A 19,824-nucleotide genomic window follows, 5' to 3' on the forward strand; every position below is an offset into this window, starting at 1 on the left:
GTAACCATGTTTTCAGACAAAAAACAAAAATCAACTATGGATACAAGCTCGCAGCAAAACATTATTGCCAACGGAACAAAAATTGTTGGCGATATAGAAAGTAAAGGACCATTTAGAATAGATGGTACAGTAGAAGGAAACCTAAAGACTCAAGGCAAAGTTGTCATTGGTAAAGCAGGGAACATTTCAGGAACTTTAACAGGTGTTAATGTTGATATAGAAGGCAAGTTTTCAGGTAAACTAATCTTAAGCGGAACACTTTCACTTAAATCTTCCGCCCAAATAGATGGTGAGGTTCATGTAAGTAAACTTGCTGTTGAGCCTGGTGCTACATTCAATGCAACATGCAGCATGAAAGGTGCTGTTAAAGCTCTTAATAATGGAGAACAAGCAACCAGCCAAAAATCAAAAGAAACAGAAAGAACAGCTTAATACTTATGCTAAATTTTCTGGGATCGCAATACAAATGATTGCCATAATATTAGTTGGCACATTTGTAGGCGTTAAGCTAGATGAGAAATTCCCCAATGAGAATAGCCTATATACATTGGGCTTCACTTTAGGTTCAGTAATTATTTCGATTGTTTATGTAATAAGACGTATTATTGCAAACTCAAAGTAATACGTTTATGGAAGCTTTCAAAAAGAGACAGATTTCATTTTCACTTCAACTGGTAGCAGTAACTGCAATACTATTTGGAGTGCACACTTATTTATTAAGTTATTTCGCCGAGAAGATTGAATTTTTCTTTCCGCTTTGGCATATTTATGCGTTTCATTTCATAGTAACAGCAATATTTTACACCTTAATTAATTTTAGGTTTTCATCTGGCAAAACAAACATCTTTAACCTTTTTATGGGACTTACTTTTTTAAAGATGGTTTTTGCAATACTATTTTTATTACCAGTATTACTTTCAGATTTTGAGAACAAACAACCGGATGTTTTCAATTTTTTCATCCCTTATTTTTTGTACTTATTTTTTGAAGTTTATGCCATTTCAAAGTTTTTGCAAAAGGCTTAAAATCGAGCATATTATCTCATCAAAAAAACATTAAAAATTATATCATTATTAGTGTTTGTCAATTCATTTAATGTCCGTACATTTGCAGCGAATTTAAAAGAAGGTATTTTAAAGCCGTAAATAATGACATTAAACACCTTAAAACGTACCGTATTTACAGTTTTGTTTTTATCGGTATTTAGCTTTGGTTTCGCCGAAGGCTCTAAAGAAGGCGGAGAAGATAAAGAATTTGACGCCAAAGAGATGATTTTACATCACGTTAAAGATGCATACGGCATGCATTTATTCGATTGGAATGACCACCCAATATCTATTCCACTTCCTGTGATAACATATACTGACAAAGGGCTTACAATGTTTTCATCTTCTGCTTTTCATCATGATTACCATGGTCATGAAATTGTTGAAAGAAACGGACAAAAGTTTGTTAACGTTCATGAGAAGGTTTATGTTTTAGATGAAGGCGCGTCAAGCGTTGAATTTGATGCTGAAGACCATCCGACTAATGCCCATAGACCAACATTTGACATATCTATAACTAGAAATGTATTTATGATGTGGGTTTCTATAGCAGTTTTATTTCTAATATTCTTAACTGCTGCAAGACGTTATAAAAAATCTGAAGACAATGTTCCTTCTGGAATTGCAAGTTTTGTTGAGCCATTAGTCTTATTTGTTAGAGATGAAATTGCGAAGCCAATGATTGGTGAGCATAAGTACAGAAGATATATGCCTTACTTGCTTACTATCTTCTTCTTCATCTGGATTAATAACATTTTTGGATTGATTCCTATATTAAATGGTGCTAACTTAAGTGGGAACATTGCATTTACTTTTACATTAGCAGCCATCACTTTTATAATTACAACATTTAGTGGTAACAAAAACTACTGGCAGCATATTTTCTGGATGCCAGGCGTACCAGTACCAATGAAAATATTTTTAATGCCAATCGAGATAATTGGAATGTTTGTTAAGCCAATATCTCTTATGATTCGTTTGTTTGCTAACATTACAGCAGGTCACGTTATCATTTTAGCATTAATGTCATTAATATTTGTTTTTAAAACTGTGGCGATTGCACCAGTATCTGTAGCGTTTTCATTATTTATTACAGTTATTGAAGTTATTGTTACAGCAATACAAGCATATATATTTACAATATTGTCAGCCCTTTATTTTGGGATGGCAACTGAAGAAGCACATCATTAATTAATTTAAATTTTATACTATGACTATTACAGGAATTGCAGCGATTGGAGCAGGTTTAGCAGCTATAGGAGCTGGTATGGGTATCGGTAGAATTGGTGGGTCGGCTATGGAAGCTATGGCACGTCAACCAGAGATGCACGGTAAGATTCAGTCTTCTGCATTAATCTTAGCAGCCTTCGTAGAAGCGGTAGCACTTTTCGGTGTTGTTGTTGCTTTCTTACAAGGGTAATGAAACCAAAATACAGAAGTAACGGTTGGTTACTTCTGTATTTTAAAATTTAAGTTATTTAAACAAACAACAAATGGATTTAATTACACCAGAATTTGGATTAGTCTTTTGGACATTAATCACATTTTTAATCTTATTATTTATACTTAGAAAGTTTGCTTGGAAGCCAATTCTTGGAGCTGTAAGCGATAGAGAAGAAGGTATTAAAGATGCTTTAGCCTCTGCAGAAAAAGCACGCCAAGAGATGGAAAATCTTACAGCTGATAATGAGCGTATCTTAAAAGAAGCTCGTGCTGAAAGAGAGACAATGCTTAAAGAAGCTCGTGACTTGAAAGCTAAGCTTATAGCAGATGCGAAGGAGGAAGCACAGGCACAGGCAAATAAGTTAATCGAGCAAGCTCAAACCGCTATTGAAAGTGAGAAGAAAGCTGCTATGGCAGAATTAAAGAATCATGTTGCTGGATTATCAATAGATATAGCTGAGAAAGTTGTGCGAGATGAATTATCTAACAAAGACAAGCAATTAAAACTTGTTGAGAACATGTTAGGTGAAACTACATTAAACTAGTTATAATGGCAGAGTCAAGAGCAGCAATACGATACGCAAAAGCAGTACTTAGTTTAGCTACTGACAATAAAGTTGCCGAAGCAGTTAATGCTGATATGAAACAAATTGCTAACGCAATTGCGGATAATAGTGATTTGGATGCAATGCTTAATAGTCCAGTGGTTAGGTCTTCAGATAAGAAATCTGTATTGAATTCAATTTTTGAAGGAATTAACTCTGAAACAGCAAACCTTATAAACACTTTAGTTGCTAATAAAAGAATAGCTTTATTAGGTAACGTTGCAAACAAGTACAATCAGCTATATGACGCTTTAAGAGAAACTCAAGTAGCTAAAGTTACTACCGCAACGCCTTTAACTAAAGATTTAGAGAAAAAGGTTTTAGCAAAAGTAAAAGAGCTTACTGGTAAAGCAACTGAGCTTGAAAATATAGTAGATGAAACTATTTTAGGTGGTTTCATTTTAAGAGTTGGCGATTTACAATACGATGCAAGTATCGCTAACAAACTAAACAAATTAAAAAGAGAATTTACATTAAACTAATAGCTATAGTTTATTAGCTAAAGAATAAATAAAATGGCAGAAGTAAAACCAGCTGAAATTTCAGCAATATTAAAACAACAACTTTCAGGTTTTGAAGCAGGTGCTTCATTAAACGAAGTAGGAACAGTATTAACTGTTGGTGATGGTATTGTACGTGCTTACGGACTTTCTAATGCACAATACGGAGAATTAGTAGAATTCGAAGGTGGATTAGAAGGAATTGTACTTAACCTTGAAGAAGACAATGTTGGTATCGTATTATTAGGACCTTCAAAAGAAATTAAAGAAGGCGCTACAGTAAAACGTACTAATCGTATTGCATCTATTAAAGTAGGTGAAGAAATGGTTGGTCGTGTTGTAGATACATTAGGAAACCCAATCGATGGTAAAGGACCAATTGGTGGGGACTTATACGAAATGCCATTAGAGCGTAAAGCACCTGGTGTAATCTTCCGTCAACCTGTAGATGAGCCAATGCAAACCGGTATTAAGTCTATCGATGCGATGATTCCTGTTGGTAGAGGACAACGTGAGTTGGTAATTGGTGACCGTCAAACAGGTAAAACTACAGTTTGTATCGATACGATATTAAATCAAAAAGAGTTTTACGATGCAGGTGAGCCTGTATTCTGTGTATATGTAGCAGTAGGTCAAAAAGCATCTACTGTAGCTAACATTGCAAAAACATTAGAAGATAAAGGCGCTTTAGCTTATACCGTAATTGTTGCTGCTAACGCTTCAGATCCTGCTCCTATGCAGGTATATGCACCATTTGCAGGAGCTGCAATAGGTGAGTATTTTAGAGATACTGGTAGACCAGCATTAATTGTTTACGATGACTTGTCTAAACAAGCAGTTGCTTACCGTGAGGTATCGTTATTATTACGTCGTCCTCCAGGACGTGAGGCGTATCCTGGTGACGTTTTCTACTTACACTCAAGATTATTAGAGCGTGCTGCAAAAGTTATTGCTGATGATGACATTGCCAAGAACATGAATGACTTACCAGAGTCATTAAAGCCAATAGTAAAAGGTGGTGGTTCTTTAACAGCATTACCAATTATCGAAACACAAGCTGGTGACGTATCTGCATATATTCCAACAAACGTAATTTCGATTACTGATGGTCAGATATTCTTAGAGTCAGATTTATTTAACTCTGGTGTTCGTCCGGCAATTAACGTAGGTATTTCTGTATCACGTGTTGGTGGATCTGCTCAGATTAAATCAATGAAAAAAGTTGCTGGTACACTTAAGTTAGATCAAGCACAATTCCGTGAGCTAGAAGCTTTCGCTAAGTTTGGTTCTGACCTTGATGCTGCAACACTTAACGTAATCGAAAAAGGTAAGCGTAACGTAGAGATCTTAAAACAAGCTCAAAACGATCCGTTTACAGTTGAAGACCAAGTTGCAATTATCTATGCTGGTTCAAAAAACTTATTAAGAGATGTTCCTGTAGAAAAGGTAAAAGAATTTGAAAGAGATTACATTGAGTTCTTAAATGCGAAGCACAGAAACGTATTAGATACATTAAAAGCAGGTAAATTAACAGATGAGGTAACTGATACCTTAACTAATGTTTGTAAAGATTTAGCTGCGAAATACGCTTAATTCTAAAAGAGAATGGCAAACTTAAAGGAAATACGTAATAGAATATCTTCGGTATCTTCAACGATGCAGATTACCAGTGCCATGAAAATGGTTTCGGCTGCAAAGTTAAAGAAGGCTCAAGATGCTATTACAGCAATGCGACCTTACGCAAATAAACTTACAGAATTATTACAGAGTCTAAGTGCAACATTAGATGCTGATTCTGGAAGTAAGTTTGCAGAGCAAAGAGAAGTAAATAAAGTGTTAATTGTTGCAATTACTTCTAATAGAGGTTTATGTGGTGCTTTTAATTCCAATATACTAAAAGAAGTTGCACGTTTAACTTCTGAAACTTATGCCAATCAAGAAGTTTCATTTTTAGCAATAGGAAAAAAAGCGAATGATGCATTATCAAAATCTGGTGATGTAATTGCTAATAAAAGTGAAGTTTTTGATGACTTAACTTTTGATAATGTTGCTGCTATTGCCGAGATGTTAATGGCTAAGTTTGTTGAAGGTGATTTTGATAAGATAGAATTAGTCTACAACAAATTTAAAAATGCTGCCACTCAGATTGTAATGACGGAACAGTTTTTACCGATTGCTCCTGTTGAAGGTGAAGTAAATTCTAATTTAGACTATATTTTCGAACCTTCTAAAGAAGAAATTGTAGAGACATTAATCCCTAAGTCATTAAAAACACAATTGTATAAAGCAATTAGAGATAGTTTTGCATCTGAGCACGGTGCTCGAATGACAGCTATGCACAAGGCTACCGATAATGCTACAGAGCTGAGAGATCAATTAAAGTTAACTTACAACAAAGCAAGACAAGCTGCTATTACTAATGAAATATTAGAAATTGTTGGTGGAGCAGAAGCCCTCAATAACTAAGCGTGTAGCAAATAGAAGTTTTAAAATAATATGAGAAAACCCCACTTTTTTAAGTGGGGTTTTTTATTGTTTGCGTGTTTTATAAATATCAAAGAATATTACGAAATCTTTAAAATTGAGTGTAATTTTTTCAATTTCACGTCGTCTATTTAAGAATATATTGTAAAAGTTGTCAATTCTTTAAAAAAGTAAGATATTTAAACTTCAAAAAAAGAAAAATGAAAAAGAAGCTCTTAGTAGGTTCAAGCATCTTGTTTGGACTAATAGCGATTTGTGTTTTTTTAATTCAAAATCAAGAAAATCAAAGTAAAAAACTTACAAATGATGACATTGTAGAAATTCACAAAGAAAATTTATCAAATAGCCCTTTCAAGGAATCCTTAAAGTTGACTAAAAAGGAGCGCAAGGCTCTAGGTATACCACCAGACAGATATTATGAAGAGGAATTTGAGTTGACCATGAATCCAATTCTTGGAAGACCCACACCCGAAAATTTAGAAGGCATTAGAGGTACTATTGAAGATGCTTTTAGGCAGCGTGTACCAGGTGATGGCACAGAACCCGATTGGGAATCTAGAGGTCCAGATAATGTTGGAGGAAGAACGAGAGGATTGATGTTTGATCCTAATGATACTAGCAATGAAACAGTATTTGCCGGTGGAGTTAGTGGAGGTTTATGGAAGAATACTAATATTTCAAATGCCAATTCTACTTGGACACGAGTAGATGTACCAGATAACCTTAATGTTTCAGTCATTGTAGCTGATCCAAACAATCCAAGTATTTTTTATTTAGGCACAGGAGAATCTTACACAAATGGAGATGTTAGCGGTGATGGTGTTTGGCAGTCTACTGATGCTGGTAATACTTGGGCAAGAGTGCTAGGTGGAGTTTCAGGGCCAACTACATTTGAGTCAGCTTCTAATATTACCGTAAATTCACCTTCAAACATAGCAGGAGATTATAATTCAGTAGAGACAACAAGCTTTGGATCAACTGTGACTTCAATAATTAGTGCTGATTTTGTTTTAGCCAATGATACTAGCTCTGTAAATCCTAGAGAAGGTTGTACGTCCTTTGGTGATGACGCAACAGGAAAAATAGCAATTATACAAAGAGGCTCATGCAATTTTACAACTAAGGTTAGAAATGCTCAAGATGCAGGAGCCATAGCCGCTATTGTTTATAATAATGTTGGTACGAGCCCAATAAATATGGGTGGTACAGATGCATCAATAACAATTCCAGCAGTTATGATTTCTAAAGCTGATGGTGACGCTATTGTAGCTGCTATGCAATCGGGTACAGTTAATGGGTCAATAAATCCCGCTACAGGAACCTTTACGGGTACATTAGTACCAGGAATACAGCAAATAAATGATATTAAAATTAAAGATAATTCAGGAACTACAGAAGTTTATGTGGCTGCTGGAGATGCTTTTTATGGTTCAGCCAATACGACAACATTTTTAGGAGGAACAGAATTGGGGATTTTTAAATCCGTCGATGATGGTGCTACGTGGAATAAGCTTAATGTACCACTAACAGCTAATGGTAATGAACATGAGCCAAATGACATAGAGGTCGGTGCGGACGGAACAATTTGGATGTCTAGTATTGATAGTTCAATCTTTGGAGATGGCGGTGGCGAGATTTTTTCATCTACCGACGGTGAAAATTTCACAAATGTTCGTACAATACCAAATGCAGATAGAACCCAAATAGCCGTATCAAGTCAAGATCCAGGTGTTATATACGTATTAGCTGAAATTCCTGGAGGAGTTGCTATGGAAGGAACAACGGATGGCTTTAATTCAGATATCTTTGATTTAGAATTACCTAATGATGTTGATAATGGAATTCCAGAGAATGATTTTACCCGTGGTCAAGCTTTTTATGACTTATTATTAGAAGTAGATCCAAACAACGATCAAATAGTGTATGCTGGAGGAATAGATTTGTTCAAATCTACAAATGGCGCACAATTGCCTGGACCTACCGAGCCGACATCCTGGGCACAAATTTCAAAATGGTCCAATAATAATAATCTTGCAAATTTAAATGTGCCATTAGTTCATGCTGATCAGCACACAATGATTTTTGACCCTAGTAATCCGAATAGTTTTATCGTGGGTAACGATGGTGGAGTTTATTATGGAACATTAGGTGGATTAGATATACAATCAAGGAACAATGGTTTTATTACCTCTCAATTTTATACGGTAGGTGTTGCTCCGACTGATGCTTTTGCGGGTGATACAGATTTCTTTTTAGGTGGATTACAAGACAATGGCACACAGCTATTCACAGATGCTAACCCTGGTATAAATAGTTCTGCTGAAGCTTTTGGTGGTGACGGTGCTTATAGCTTTTTTGATCAAGATGGTACAGACCAATATTACATAACAAATTTTGTCTTTAATAGAATTGTCAGATTGGTGGATTTAGGTACCGGTCAAGTCGTAACTATAAACAGTGAAACCGGAAATAATGGCTCATTTATAAACCCTCAAGAACTTGATTCTAATTTAGATATCCTGTATTCAAATTACTCTTCAGGAGGAAATGTTATAATCAGAAGATATTCAGGTATTACATCGACAGCCACGCTTGCAGCAAATGATTTTGGAGCACCAGAATTTGATAGTAGACCTACAGCCTTAAAAATTTCACCATTTACTACAACATCTTCGACACTTTACGTCGGAACGTTTTTAGGTGATATATTTAGAGTAGATAACGCAAATGTTACACCAAATTTTGTAAACATTGAAACTAACAACGAAATCGTTGGAAGTATTTCAGATATTGAATTAGGCGCATCAGAAAACGAAATTTTTGTTACTGTACATAACTACGGAGTAAATAATGTTTGGTATACTCCAGATGGTGGCACGACTTGGCTTGCCAAAGACGGAGACTTACCAGATTTACCAGTTAAGGCAATTCTTCAAAATCCACTAAACCCAGAAGAAGTAATAATTGGTACGGAACTAGGTATATGGTTTACTGAGAATTTTTCATCCTCTAGCCCTGATTGGGAGCCAGCTCAAGGCGGTATGTCAACAGTAAGAATTACAGATATAGACCTCAGAAATGACAATTCAATTTATATTTCTACTTATGGTCGAGGTGTGTTTTCGGGTCAATTTATAGATGATCCAGATGCTGATAATGATGGTGATGGTGTGCCGAATATTTCCGACAATTGCCCTAATACGGCTAATGCAGATCAGGCAGACTCTGATGGTGATGGTGTAGGTGATGTGTGTCAAGACACGGATAGTGATGGCATATTAGATATTAACGATAATTGCCCTAATACTGCTAATGCGGATCAAACCGATACAGATGGTGATGGTGTTGGAGATGTTTGTCAAGACAGCGATGGTGATTCTGTAGCAGATGGAGAAGACAACTGTCCAGACACCCCTAACCCGGACCAACAAGATTTAAATAATAATGGTATTGGTGATGTATGTGACTTTAGTTTTGAGGAACCTAGTAATATCACTCTAGAAATTATTTCTGAACGATGTGAGGGTCAAAATAATGGACAAGCAATAATTAGAGTGGTTGAAACCTTTGTAAACTACACCGTTACAATTAATGGTAATGGTCTTAATGCAACCCAGACAATATCAGGCGTTGAGAACACCACATTATTTACGGATTTAGATGTTGGTTCTTATACCGTATGTGTGGCAGTAGATGGAAGAGATTTTGAACAATGTTTTGAAATTAATATTGAGGCAGCACCTTCTTTAGGTGGTGTATTTAGTGTAGTTAATGACGAAAGTACATCAACATCCGAAACCTCGGTGGCTATAAATACCGGAACAGCACCTTATACAGTTGTGTTTAACGATGAGGTTATTATGGTAACAAGCCAAACTAACTTTAATATAGACACCTCTGGCGGAGGTCTTTTAGAAGTAAGCTCTTCAGTAGAGTGCGAAGGAAAAATCAGCAGAGTTATTGAAGATACGCTATCAATTGCATTAACATATGGACCAAATCCTGTAACAGATAATTTACAAATTAACATTCCTAACTTACCTGAGAATGGTGTTAATGTTCAAGTTTTTGATATACATGGGCGATTGGTAATTAATCAAAATATGTTATCAGTTAATGGTAGCTTTATTAATGTACCTTTTACCAACTTAACGCAGGGAACTTACTTTGTGAGATTAGATATAGAAAATGTAGAGATAATTAAAATTGTTAAGAGATGAGAAAGACTATAAAACATATAATTGCGGCAGTATTAGTATTAACTATTATAGCGTGTAGCAGTAGCGATGGAGCACCAGCAAACTCTGCACCAACTGAAGTAACAGAAGTGGTTTTCCCAACAGCTAATTTACTTTGTACAGACAACAATATTACATTTCAATGGAATGCATCTACTGATGCTGATAACGACCCTGTTAGCTACAGAATTATTATTGCTACGGATAGAGATTTGACTAATGTTGTTGAAGAACGGACAGTAAATACAAATAGTGTTACGATAATACTTCAACAAGGTGTTGCATATTATTGGAGCATAACAGCAATTGATGATATGGGGAATGAATCTAATCCATCAACCACCTTAGCGTTTTTCACATCCGGACCAGGAATTTCGAACTATGCACCATTTACGGCTGCATTAAACGCTCCAGCTGATGGCGGCAGTATATCAGCTGGCAGTGTAAACCTAAGTTGGACAGGTGCTGACACTGATGTTGGCGATGTATTAACTTATGATTTGTTTTTCGGCACAAGTGATAATCCACCACTTATAGAAGCAGGATTATCAGCACAAATTTTTAACGTTAATACCACATCTGGCACCACTTACTATTGGAAAGTCGATACAACTGACGATTCTGGAGTAAAAACTTTAGGGCAAATATGGTCTTTTAGCACTAATTAATAATTTTGGCATAAGTGTTGAACTAACCATAAAAAGTTAGTATCTAAATATTTAAATTATGAAGAGGCTTATTAAATTATTTTTTTTAGGATTAATTTCTATAAGTTTTTCCCAATGTGCTAGCACTATGAAACTTGAAAAAAATGCACCTACTTCTTTTAAAGAAATTTACATAAAGAACTGGGTGTCAGGTGTAAAAGGTGGTGGTTCAGGGATAAATATTTTTATCGAAATAGACTCAAAAGAACTGGTTTTAGATAGTGTATTCTTCAGAAAAAAAAGTGTAAAGCTTGAAACTAAACCTTCAGACCCACAATTATTTATAGGTAGGTTTATGTCTGAAGTAAATTCAGAAGAAACAAGTCTATCGATCACCAATTCAAAAGACGACAAAAACCTAAGCTTTCCATTTAATTTAAAAGATGACGAATGCGTCGTGAGCTATACTCAAAATGGACAAATCAAATATTATAAATTGACTAATATCGTTGAAAAACCAATTGACGCATTGCCAATGTCAGCACCTCCTAATAAAAACAAAGGCAAAATATAAATACAAAAACCTCACAATATCAGTGAGGTTTTTTTGTTTTAAAAATGGTATTTTTAACAATAATATTCAAGATACTTGAACGCGTTTCAAAAACTTTTTAAGCAGACATTTATTTATGGGCTAGCCACTGTGCTTCCAAGAATGCTGACATTCTTGCTTACACCATTATATACCGAAGTAATGGCTCTTGGTGTTTATGGAAAAGTGTCTATCATCTTTTCATGGTTTGCGATTTTTAATGTGATTTTGGCTTACGGAATGGAAACTGCCTTTTTTAGGTTTTTTAATAAAGAAGAAGATAAAGACCGTGTTGTAGGTACATCGGCGCTATCTATAGTTTTTACGTCTTTAGCCATTTTTGCCTTGGCATTTCTTCTTAAAAATCAAATAGCAGAAATTACAGATATTAAGGTAGAGCACATCAATTTTGTAATTTGGATTTTGTTACTAGATGCATTAGTTATAATCCCTTTTGCTTGGTTACGAGCTAAAGAAAGACCAATAAAGTATGCAATAATTAAGATAACCAATGTGGCTATTAATATTGGGTTAAACCTATTCTTCTTTTTGCTGCTTGCAGATTTAGCAACCAACAATTCATTTTTCGAATCAATTTACAAGCCAAATTTTGAGATAAACTATGTCCTTATTGCTAATGCATTTGCTAGTGGTATTACGCTGCTATTAATGTTTCCGTTTTACAGTAAAATTAAATACATTTTCGATTCCAAGCTTTGGAAGCAAATGCTAGGTTATGCTTTTCCTGTATTAATCGCTGGATTAGCATATACAATTATTGAAATGTTTAATAGAATCTTGCTTGATAGTCCTTTATCTAATGCTGTTGATTCTGAAGCTGAAGTAGGTATGTTTTCGGCTTGTTATAAAATAGCATTATTTATGACGCTGTTTGCAACAGCATTTAGATTAGGTATTGAGCCTTATTTTTTCAGTCACGCTAAAAGCGATAATCCTCAGAAAAACTATGCTCTAATATTAGAATATTTTGTAGCCTTGGGGTCTATTATTTTGTTAGCGGTAGTTGTGTTTTCGGATATAATAAAAGTGCTAATCATAAGAGATGAAGCCTTTTGGGAAGCCATGTGGATTGTGCCAATTGTATTATTAGCAAGTTTTTGTTTAGGCATTTACCATAACCTTTCAGTTTGGTATAAGATTACAGATAGGACTAAATTTGGCGCATACATTTCGGTATTTGGCGCAATTGTAACTTTAGGGTTAAACTTCTGGTTAATTCCAACAATTGGCTACAAAGGCTCAGCAATTGCCACATTAGCTGCTTATGGTAGTATGGTGTTGTTATCGTATTACTACGGAAGAAAGCACTATCCAATTCCATATAACCTGAAGAAAATAGGTGCTTATCTAGTAATCTCAATTGTGTTTTCTGGGATATACTTCTATCAATTCAGAGAAGATTATTTTATTGGTATTCCTTTACTAATAACCTTTATAGGAATCGTATTTTTGCTGGAAAGAAAAGAATTGAAACATCTATTTAAGAATAAATGAACATTAAGATAATTAACAAGTCCAATCACGCTTTACCTCATTATGAAACTATAGCGTCAGCAGGTATGGACTTACGTGCAAACATAAATGAAGCTATTACCTTAAAACCACTAGAACGCACTATTGTAAAAACAGGTTTATTTATTGAGTTACCTTTAGGTACAGAAGCTCAAGTAAGACCTCGTAGTGGTTTAGCAGCTAAAAAAGGAATAACCGTATTGAACGCACCTGGAACTATTGATGCTGATTATAGAGGAGAAATAGGAGTGATTCTGGTAAATTTATCTAATGATGATTTCACTATAGAAAATGGTGAACGTATAGCACAACTTGTCATTGCAAAACATGAGCGTGCAGAATGGCAAGAAGTAGATGAACTGTCAGAAACTTCAAGAGGTGCAGGAGGCTTTGGTAGTACAGGTACCAAATAAACAATTTAACAAATCAACGTGTAAACAAAACAAATGAAAATAATAGTCCCAATGGCAGGTCGAGGCTCACGTCTTAGACCACACAGTTTAACAGTGCCTAAACCACTAATACCAGTTGCAGGTCAGCCAATCGTACATCGTTTAGTCAAGGATATCGCAAAAGTTCTAAAACAACCAATAACAGAAGTAGCCTTTGTACTAGGTGACTCAGCTTGGTTTGGCGATGACGTTGTAGAAAGCTTAAAAGAACTAGCACAAGGACTTGGGGCCAAAGCATCTATTTATAGACAAGACCAGCCGTTAGGTACAGGTCATGCAATTATGAGTGCAAAACCTTCATTATCTGGCCCAGCGGTTATTGCTTATGCAGATACATTAATTCGAGCAGATTTTGATTTAGACCCAGAAGCAGATAGCGTAATTTGGACAAAACGTGTAGATAACCCAGAAGCTTATGGTGTGGTAAAACTCAATGACAATAACGAAATTGTTGAACTTGTAGAAAAACCAGAAACTTTTGTAAGTGATCAAGCAGTAATAGGTATTTATTACTTTAAAGATGTTGCAGTATTAAAAGATAAATTGCAAGAAGTGCTTGATGAAAATTTAATGCATGGTGGTGAATACCAAATCAACGATGGTATTAAAAAGATGATGGCCGAAGGGCGAATTTTTAAAACAGGCACAGTGGATGAATGGATGGATTGCGGTAATAAACATGTCACTCTAGAAACTAATGCTAAAATGTTAGGGTTTTTATCAGCTGATAATGAAGAGCAACTAGTGCATGATTCAGTAGTAATAGATAATTCTACGATTATAGAACCTTGCTTTATAGGTGAAGGAACAGTTTTGCGCAACACTTCTGTTGGGCCATATGTATCGATAGGGAAGAACTGTACTATTCAAGATTCGAGCGTTAAAAATAGCTTAATTCAAAATCAAACGACAATTAAAAATGCTACATTAGACGAAGCTATGATTGGTAATTTCGTAAAGTACGACGGTAGTTTTGCCAAAATTAGTATTGGTGATTATTCTGTTTTGGAATAGCAATTGATATTAATCGTATCATATTACGCAAAGTCATCTTATTTAAGTGCATGAAAAAAGCATTTTACATATCAATACTTTTAATAGGAATTTTAAGTATTCCTAATTATACCTTTGGGCAAGTCAATTTTAACCAAACACCTGATGATGACTTGGGTAATGTTAAAGACGAATATCAATCGCATTTTTTCGAAGCACTTAAACAAAAAGGAATAGAAAATTACGATAGAGCAATTGCATCATTAAAAAAGTGCTTAAACATAGACGCTTCAAGACCCGTAATCTATTTCGAGTTAGGTAAAAATTACAATAAACTTAAAGATTTTGGAGCTGCAGAAGAAGTATTAAAAAAGGCCATCTCTATGCAACCAGACAACGAGTGGTTTTTGGATGAACTCTATGAGGTATACTACAGGCAGGAAGATGTAGATAATGCTATAAAAACAGTAAAGCAGTTAGTTAAGTATCATCCAGACTATAAAATGGATTTAGCCACGCTTTATATAAAAAAGGAGAAGTTTAATGCGGCACTTAGAGTTTTAGATGAACTCGATAAATCATTAGGGACTAATGAACTTAGAGATCAAATGCGAAATAGCATTTATAATAGAACAGGTGATGCTAAAGACCGTATAGATAATTTGAAAGCTAGAGTTTTAGCAGACCCAAATAATGAAGATAATCATCTACAACTTATCTACAGATATAGCCAAACAGGGAAGACCAAAAAAGCTTTTGAGGCAGCAAAAAACTTATTGCAAATTAAACCAGAATCTAAATTGGTTCATTTAGCCCTGTATAAGTTTTACTTAGATGAAGGTGAAGTTGAAAATGCTGTGTCTTCAATGAAATTGGTTTTAAACACTCCTGAAATTGATGACCAAGTAAAGTCTAAAGTGCTTCAAGATTTTGTTGCTTTTGTTGAAAGAAACCCACAATATCAAAAAGACTTAATTGAAGCTACAGATAATGTCAATACTGATAAAAGTGTAGAGTCTCTTTCCAATTTAGGCGCCTATTATTCAAAATCGGGAGATAAACAGAAAGCGTTAGAAAACTATAGAGAAGCATTGAGTAAAAGTCCAAACGATTTTAAACTACTAAGAGATATTATATTACTTCAAATTGACATGAAGAATTATAATGAAGCATTGTCTCAAGCAAACAGCGCGTTAGAACTATATCCGGCACAACCAATTTTGTATTTATTAAATGGTGTTTCTAATATTAACTTAAAAGCGTACAACAAAGCCATTGAAAATTTAGAAATGGGCTTAGATTTTTTAGTCGAAAACCCACAAATGGAGCGTGATTTTTACTTGCAGTTGAGTGAAGCTTACAAGCAAACTAATAATATTAATAAGTCTAAAGCGTTTGCTAAAAAGGCAGAAGCCATAAAAATTCAACAATAATTCATGAAGACGCTTATTAGTAATTCATTAAAACTTTCAATAATAGCAATGCTATTTATAGCATATGGCTGTAAATCTTCAAAAGCAATTATTGATTCAGGTAAGGCAAGTCCAAAACTTTCAGCAAAACAGGTAATTAGAGAACATCAAAAGAATGATGTTAAATTTAAGACCATGCAGGCCAAGGCTAAAATAGATATTACTCAAGATCAAAAAAAGCAAGGCGCTACGTTTACCTTAAGAATTAAGCGCGATGAGACCATCTGGTTAAGTGCGCCGTTAGGCTTGGCTCGTATGATGATTACACCAGAAAAAGTTCAGTTTTATAACAAAACAGACAACACCTATTTTGATGGTGATTACAAACTATTGAGCGATTTTGTTGGTTTTGACCTCGATTTTTCTAAGGTTCAAAATATACTTTTAGGTCAATCAATTTATGATTTAAAAGCAAAACCACACCAAGTGGATATTCAGGACAACTCTTACGTATTATCACCTAAAAATCAGGATGTCTTATTAGAGCTATTTTACTTAATGAACGCCTCTCATTTTAAGCTCGACTCATTACAATTAGCACAGCAATTAAATCGAAGAATACTTCAAGTAGATTATAAATCTTATCAGGAAGTTGATAAAAATATTATTCCGAAAGAAATTAAAGTTATTGCCGTTGAAGATACAGACGAGGCTTTGATTGATATGGAGATAAAATCTGTAAACCTTAACGGAGATGTACGTTTCCCGTTCCGTATTCCTTCAGGTTATAAAGAAATAGAATTGAAATAATATGCATAAAGCTTCACGAATTTTATTATTGATTCTATTATGCTTTTCGGTTTCTTTTGTTTCAGCACAAAGTAAAAAACAGAAAGAACTTGAAGCTAAGCGCCAGCGTATATTAAAAGAGCTGAATCAGCTTAATTCGCTTTATAGGCTTGAAAAAAAGAAGGAGACTTCGGTAGTAAAGCAAGTTGAAGATGTCAACTTTAAAATTCAGGTTCGCCAAAACCTCATAAAAATCACTAATGAGCAAGCCAATCAGCTCACAAGAGAGATTAATGCCAATCAAAAAGAGATTACACAGCTTAGAGAGCAATTAAAAGAGCTTAAAGAAGATTATGCTGCTATGATCGTAAAGTCTTACAAAAGTAAATCTGAGCAAAGCAAAGTCATGTTTTTATTGTCTTCTGAGAACTTTAAGCAGGCTTACAAACGATTACAATACATTAATCAATACAAAGCATATCAGAAAAAGCAAGCTGAAGATATAAAGCTTAAAACGCAGCGACTTCAAGAACTAAATCTAGAATTGTCTGAGCAAAAAGAAAACAAGAAGCAACTAATTGCAGAAAACAGAAAAGCAAAACAAGCCCTAGAAGTAGAAATTAAGTCTCAGAAAGCGCTTATGGCATTAATCCGAAAAGATATTAAGAAGCACAGCGCTGAAATACGTCGTAAGCGTCAGGAGGCAGATAGAATTGATAGGGAAATCAATAGATTGATACGCGAAGCGATAGCATCATCTAATAAAAAAGCAGGGAAAACCACATCGACAGGCAAATTTGTATTAACACCAGCAGGGAAAGCTTTAGCCGCAAGCTTTGCAGCTAATAAAGGCAATTTAAGATGGCCAGTAGATAGAGGTGTGATAAAAAGTAGATATGGCTTACAACGCTCTATTACAGATAAGTCTGTAAAGAATAATTATAAGAGTATTTATATAGCCACAGATAAAAATGCAAAAGTAAAGGCCGTTTTTAATGGAGAAGTCTTAAGAATACAGCTTATTAAAAACAGCAATCCAGTTATATTAATAACTCACGGTGATTATACTACTGTTTATATGAATATGGCGAAGATTAATGTTAAACCTGGTGAAAAAGTAAAAACAGGTCAAGTTATTGGAGAAGCGTTTACTAACAAAAAAACAGGAGAAACATTACTTGGGTTTCGAGTTTATAAAAATGATGCAACTCAAAACCCAGAATATTGGTTATCTAAAAACTAGATATTTACTATAACGTAACCATTTCTTGTTTTACGGTAACGTTTTCCATTCCATGTATAATAACGCTTACCATTAATTCTAACTACTTTATAATTTCTAGGTAATTTTTTTACTACTGTAACATTTGCAGGTTGTCTTACAACTACGCGTCTTGCACAAGAATTAAAACTTAAAAAGAAAATAAGACCTAATAAAATAACTAAATTTCTCATCGTTAATAGATTTAAGGGTTAACAATGAGTAAGACTTGATAATATGAAAATGGTTTAATTACTCAAACAAAGCTTTTAATTCCGTAGCGTCTTCTGGACTAAGTTTACCAGCTAAAACAAGACTTAGTTGCTTGCGTCTTAAAGCGGCTTCATAACGCTCTTTTTCTAACTCTGTTTCTGGTATTAATTCAGGGATTTTTACGGGTCTACCGGTTTCGTCTACGGCCACAAAAGTATAGATAGCTTCGTTTGCTTTAATACATTCACCAGATTCTCTGTCTTCAATCCATACATCCATGTATACTTCCATAGATGATGTAAACGCACGAGATACTTTTGCCTCTATAGTTACAACACTACCAAGTGGTATCGCACGATTAAAAGCCACATGATTAACAGAAGCGGTAACAACGATACGTCTAGAGTGACGCCTAGCAGCAATACTTGCTGCACGATCCATTCGAGCGAGTAATTCACCACCAAATAAATTGTTTATGGGGTTAGTTTCACTTGGTAAAACAAGGTCAGTGACAATAGTTTTAGACTGAAATGCAGTTCTTGCTTGCATAAAAATTCAAAGCATTATATTCTAGTGTAATCCAGAATTTGTTTACTGCAAAGGTAAATTAAAAAAGAGAGAATAGATAAGAAACAAAAGACTTAACTATAACTAGTTTTCTAGGTCTTTAACTAGCAACCAAGCGTCTTTGTTGTTATCTCTACGTATGCGATATAACTCGCGCTGTGCATCGGCTCTAGATTCAAAACTAGCATAAACAACTTCATGTAGACCATATCGATTAACTCCAATTTTACGCGCTTTATATCCTAAAGCTTTAAGTTGGTTAACTTTTTTATCAGAGTTAGCTTCAACTCTAAATGCACCAGCAACAATATGATAATTACCTGACTGTTTTTCTATAGACAATGTAGCAGCAGGCAATGGGTTTGAAATAAAAAATGTAGCTTCTTGAATTTTAGACTCTACTTGTGCATTAGCCTTCTCTTGTGCAATTTGATTATGCTCATTTACAGTGCTGGTATAGTACTTACCTGCGCCAAGACCACTAAGCCCTATGATAATTACTGCAGCAGCGGCATATCTTAACCAATTGCTTGAGCGTTTTTCAGGCGTAAGCACAATAGGTGCTTTTTCTTCAATAGCAATAACATCTTCTTTGTAAACTTCACGTGTAACCTTGTCGGCATTAAAGTGCGATAGTCCAAATGCATCTGTGAGGTAATTGATATGATAAGATGGGTTAAATACTATTCTACCTTCAACATTTAATAACAGATCACCAATATTTTGAAAAGAAATCGTCTCGCCTTCAACCAAGTAAGACTTAATTGCTCTTACTTGCTTTGCAACTTTTTCAACAGCAACCAAATACGGAATCTTCTCTACATCGGCAATATAATTAGCTAAAAGACCATCATTACTTTGTAATTGCTCATTAAAGGACAACACTTTTTTTGGCGGATAAAATGTATGTGTGGACTCATGGATTTTAGCAGATACTCTATTTGTCAAAAAAGCACCAAACTCAGGTACCGTGACACAGTCGTATCTATATAATAAGTCACTGATGTAAGTCTCTAATTGCATATCAAAGAGTAATGAAGATGTGATAA

Annotated in this window: 21 protein-coding genes; 18 read left to right on the plus strand and 3 right to left on the minus strand. The window is 34.8% G+C overall.

Features of this window, described 5'->3' with window-relative positions:
• Positions 1 to 6: 6 nt before the first annotated feature.
• From ED556_RS03190 to ED556_RS03275, 18 genes are all read left to right on the plus strand, one after another.
• Positions 7 to 432 carry a polymer-forming cytoskeletal protein gene (locus ED556_RS03190; protein WP_296319250.1) on the plus strand — a complete coding sequence of 142 codons (426 nt, stop codon included), beginning with the start codon at positions 7 to 9 and terminating at the stop codon, positions 430 to 432.
• Positions 380 to 622 carry an AtpZ/AtpI family protein gene (locus ED556_RS03195; protein WP_296319252.1) on the plus strand — a complete coding sequence of 81 codons (243 nt, stop codon included), beginning with the start codon at positions 380 to 382 and terminating at the stop codon, positions 620 to 622. The genes ED556_RS03190 and ED556_RS03195 overlap by 53 nt, the downstream gene beginning before the upstream one ends.
• 7 nt (positions 623 to 629) lie before the next feature.
• On the plus strand, positions 630 to 1,025 hold the full coding sequence (locus ED556_RS03200) for a hypothetical protein (RefSeq protein ID WP_296319254.1): 396 nt from the start codon (positions 630 to 632) through the stop codon (positions 1,023 to 1,025).
• Positions 1,026 to 1,148: 123 nt separating this feature from the next.
• Complete coding sequence (gene atpB / locus ED556_RS03205) at positions 1,149 to 2,237, plus strand: F0F1 ATP synthase subunit A (RefSeq protein ID WP_296319256.1); 1,089 nt, start codon at positions 1,149 to 1,151, stop codon at positions 2,235 to 2,237.
• 19 nt (positions 2,238 to 2,256) lie between these two features.
• The gene (gene atpE, locus ED556_RS03210; RefSeq protein ID WP_188373240.1) at positions 2,257 to 2,466 is read left to right on the plus strand and encodes an ATP synthase F0 subunit C; all 210 of its coding nucleotides are present in this window, start codon (positions 2,257 to 2,259) and stop codon (positions 2,464 to 2,466) included.
• Between the two features lie 73 nt (positions 2,467 to 2,539).
• Positions 2,540 to 3,034 carry a F0F1 ATP synthase subunit B gene (locus ED556_RS03215; protein WP_296319261.1) on the plus strand — a complete coding sequence of 165 codons (495 nt, stop codon included), beginning with the start codon at positions 2,540 to 2,542 and terminating at the stop codon, positions 3,032 to 3,034.
• Positions 3,035 to 3,039: 5 nt separating this feature from the next.
• The gene (atpH, locus tag ED556_RS03220; RefSeq protein ID WP_296319263.1) at positions 3,040 to 3,576 is read left to right on the plus strand and encodes an ATP synthase F1 subunit delta; all 537 of its coding nucleotides are present in this window, start codon (positions 3,040 to 3,042) and stop codon (positions 3,574 to 3,576) included.
• Between the two features lie 33 nt (positions 3,577 to 3,609).
• The gene (gene atpA / locus ED556_RS03225) at positions 3,610 to 5,187 is read left to right on the plus strand and encodes a F0F1 ATP synthase subunit alpha (RefSeq protein ID WP_296319265.1); all 1,578 of its coding nucleotides are present in this window, start codon (positions 3,610 to 3,612) and stop codon (positions 5,185 to 5,187) included.
• A 12-nt stretch (positions 5,188 to 5,199) separates the two neighbouring features.
• On the plus strand, positions 5,200 to 6,060 hold the full coding sequence (gene atpG / locus ED556_RS03230) for an ATP synthase F1 subunit gamma (RefSeq protein ID WP_296319267.1): 861 nt from the start codon (positions 5,200 to 5,202) through the stop codon (positions 6,058 to 6,060).
• Positions 6,061 to 6,278: 218 nt separating this feature from the next.
• Complete coding sequence (locus tag ED556_RS03235; RefSeq protein ID WP_296319269.1) at positions 6,279 to 10,298, plus strand: thrombospondin type 3 repeat-containing protein; 4,020 nt, start codon at positions 6,279 to 6,281, stop codon at positions 10,296 to 10,298.
• The gene (locus ED556_RS03240) at positions 10,295 to 10,984 is read left to right on the plus strand and encodes a hypothetical protein (protein ID WP_296319271.1); all 690 of its coding nucleotides are present in this window, start codon (positions 10,295 to 10,297) and stop codon (positions 10,982 to 10,984) included. Before ED556_RS03235 ends, ED556_RS03240 begins: the two co-directional genes overlap by 4 nt.
• 127 nt (positions 10,985 to 11,111) lie before the next feature.
• The gene (locus ED556_RS03245; RefSeq protein WP_296319273.1) at positions 11,112 to 11,537 is read left to right on the plus strand and encodes a hypothetical protein; all 426 of its coding nucleotides are present in this window, start codon (positions 11,112 to 11,114) and stop codon (positions 11,535 to 11,537) included.
• Between the two features lie 75 nt (positions 11,538 to 11,612).
• Positions 11,613 to 13,070, plus strand: a complete 1,458-nt coding sequence (locus tag ED556_RS03250; protein ID WP_296319275.1) for a polysaccharide biosynthesis C-terminal domain-containing protein — start codon at positions 11,613 to 11,615, stop codon at positions 13,068 to 13,070.
• Complete coding sequence (gene dut / locus ED556_RS03255; protein ID WP_296319277.1) at positions 13,067 to 13,501, plus strand: dUTP diphosphatase; 435 nt, start codon at positions 13,067 to 13,069, stop codon at positions 13,499 to 13,501. The genes ED556_RS03250 and dut overlap by 4 nt, the downstream gene beginning before the upstream one ends.
• Before the next feature lie 33 nt (positions 13,502 to 13,534).
• Positions 13,535 to 14,554, plus strand: a complete 1,020-nt coding sequence (locus tag ED556_RS03260; RefSeq protein WP_296319280.1) for a sugar phosphate nucleotidyltransferase — start codon at positions 13,535 to 13,537, stop codon at positions 14,552 to 14,554.
• 50 nt (positions 14,555 to 14,604) lie between these two features.
• Complete coding sequence (locus ED556_RS03265) at positions 14,605 to 15,966, plus strand: tetratricopeptide repeat protein (RefSeq protein WP_296319282.1); 1,362 nt, start codon at positions 14,605 to 14,607, stop codon at positions 15,964 to 15,966.
• Between the two features lie 3 nt (positions 15,967 to 15,969).
• On the plus strand, positions 15,970 to 16,755 hold the full coding sequence (locus tag ED556_RS03270) for a DUF4292 domain-containing protein (RefSeq protein ID WP_296319284.1): 786 nt from the start codon (positions 15,970 to 15,972) through the stop codon (positions 16,753 to 16,755).
• 1 nt (position 16,756) lies between these two features.
• A complete protein-coding gene (locus ED556_RS03275; RefSeq protein ID WP_296319286.1) occupies positions 16,757 to 17,977 on the plus strand; it encodes a peptidoglycan DD-metalloendopeptidase family protein in 1,221 nt (406 codons plus the stop codon).
• On the opposite strand, the gene ED556_RS03280 is transcribed toward ED556_RS03275, so the two are convergent.
• The 3 genes from ED556_RS03280 to ED556_RS03290 form a co-directional block, all read right to left on the minus strand.
• On the minus strand, positions 17,974 to 18,189 hold the full coding sequence (locus ED556_RS03280) for a DUF6515 family protein (protein ID WP_296319288.1): 216 nt from the start codon (positions 18,187 to 18,189) through the stop codon (positions 17,974 to 17,976). The genes ED556_RS03275 and ED556_RS03280 overlap by 4 nt on opposite strands.
• 58 nt (positions 18,190 to 18,247) lie before the next feature.
• Positions 18,248 to 18,757: an acyl-CoA thioesterase gene (locus ED556_RS03285; RefSeq protein WP_296319290.1), complete on the minus strand. Its 510-nt coding sequence runs from the start codon at positions 18,755 to 18,757 to the stop codon at positions 18,248 to 18,250.
• A gap of 102 nt (positions 18,758 to 18,859) precedes the next feature.
• Positions 18,860 to 19,798, minus strand: a complete 939-nt coding sequence (locus tag ED556_RS03290) for an SPOR domain-containing protein (protein WP_296319292.1) — start codon at positions 19,796 to 19,798, stop codon at positions 18,860 to 18,862.
• Between the last annotated feature and the right edge of the window lie 26 nt (positions 19,799 to 19,824).

It is taken from the genome of Winogradskyella sp. (assembly GCF_003712105.1).
In the GTDB taxonomy this organism is placed as follows: domain Bacteria; phylum Bacteroidota; class Bacteroidia; order Flavobacteriales; family Flavobacteriaceae; genus Winogradskyella.

Excerpts from the sequence above, each read along its gene's own strand:
- ED556_RS03190 (WP_296319250.1), top strand. The coding sequence starts at position 7 with ATGTTTTCAGACAAAAAACAAAAATCAACTATGGATACAAGCTCGCAG.
- ED556_RS03195 (WP_296319252.1), top strand. The coding sequence starts at position 380 with ATGGAGAACAAGCAACCAGCCAAAAATCAAAAGAAACAGAAAGAACAG.
- ED556_RS03200 (WP_296319254.1), top strand. The coding sequence starts at position 630 with ATGGAAGCTTTCAAAAAGAGACAGATTTCATTTTCACTTCAACTGGTA.
- atpB (WP_296319256.1), top strand. The coding sequence starts at position 1,149 with ATGACATTAAACACCTTAAAACGTACCGTATTTACAGTTTTGTTTTTA.
- atpE (WP_188373240.1), top strand. The coding sequence starts at position 2,257 with ATGACTATTACAGGAATTGCAGCGATTGGAGCAGGTTTAGCAGCTATA.
- ED556_RS03215 (WP_296319261.1), top strand. The coding sequence starts at position 2,540 with ATGGATTTAATTACACCAGAATTTGGATTAGTCTTTTGGACATTAATC.
- atpH (WP_296319263.1), top strand. The coding sequence starts at position 3,040 with ATGGCAGAGTCAAGAGCAGCAATACGATACGCAAAAGCAGTACTTAGT.
- atpA (WP_296319265.1), top strand. The coding sequence starts at position 3,610 with ATGGCAGAAGTAAAACCAGCTGAAATTTCAGCAATATTAAAACAACAA.
- atpG (WP_296319267.1), top strand. The coding sequence starts at position 5,200 with ATGGCAAACTTAAAGGAAATACGTAATAGAATATCTTCGGTATCTTCA.
- ED556_RS03235 (WP_296319269.1), top strand. The coding sequence starts at position 6,279 with ATGAAAAAGAAGCTCTTAGTAGGTTCAAGCATCTTGTTTGGACTAATA.
- ED556_RS03240 (WP_296319271.1), top strand. The coding sequence starts at position 10,295 with ATGAGAAAGACTATAAAACATATAATTGCGGCAGTATTAGTATTAACT.
- ED556_RS03245 (WP_296319273.1), top strand. The coding sequence starts at position 11,112 with ATGAAACTTGAAAAAAATGCACCTACTTCTTTTAAAGAAATTTACATA.
- dut (WP_296319277.1), top strand. The coding sequence starts at position 13,067 with ATGAACATTAAGATAATTAACAAGTCCAATCACGCTTTACCTCATTAT.
- ED556_RS03260 (WP_296319280.1), top strand. The coding sequence starts at position 13,535 with ATGAAAATAATAGTCCCAATGGCAGGTCGAGGCTCACGTCTTAGACCA.
- ED556_RS03265 (WP_296319282.1), top strand. The coding sequence starts at position 14,605 with ATGAAAAAAGCATTTTACATATCAATACTTTTAATAGGAATTTTAAGT.
- ED556_RS03270 (WP_296319284.1), top strand. The coding sequence starts at position 15,970 with ATGAAGACGCTTATTAGTAATTCATTAAAACTTTCAATAATAGCAATG.
- ED556_RS03275 (WP_296319286.1), top strand. The coding sequence starts at position 16,757 with ATGCATAAAGCTTCACGAATTTTATTATTGATTCTATTATGCTTTTCG.
- ED556_RS03280 (WP_296319288.1), bottom strand. The coding sequence starts at position 18,189 with ATGAGAAATTTAGTTATTTTATTAGGTCTTATTTTCTTTTTAAGTTTT.
- ED556_RS03285 (WP_296319290.1), bottom strand. The coding sequence starts at position 18,757 with ATGCAAGCAAGAACTGCATTTCAGTCTAAAACTATTGTCACTGACCTT.
- ED556_RS03290 (WP_296319292.1), bottom strand. The coding sequence starts at position 19,798 with ATGCAATTAGAGACTTACATCAGTGACTTATTATATAGATACGACTGT.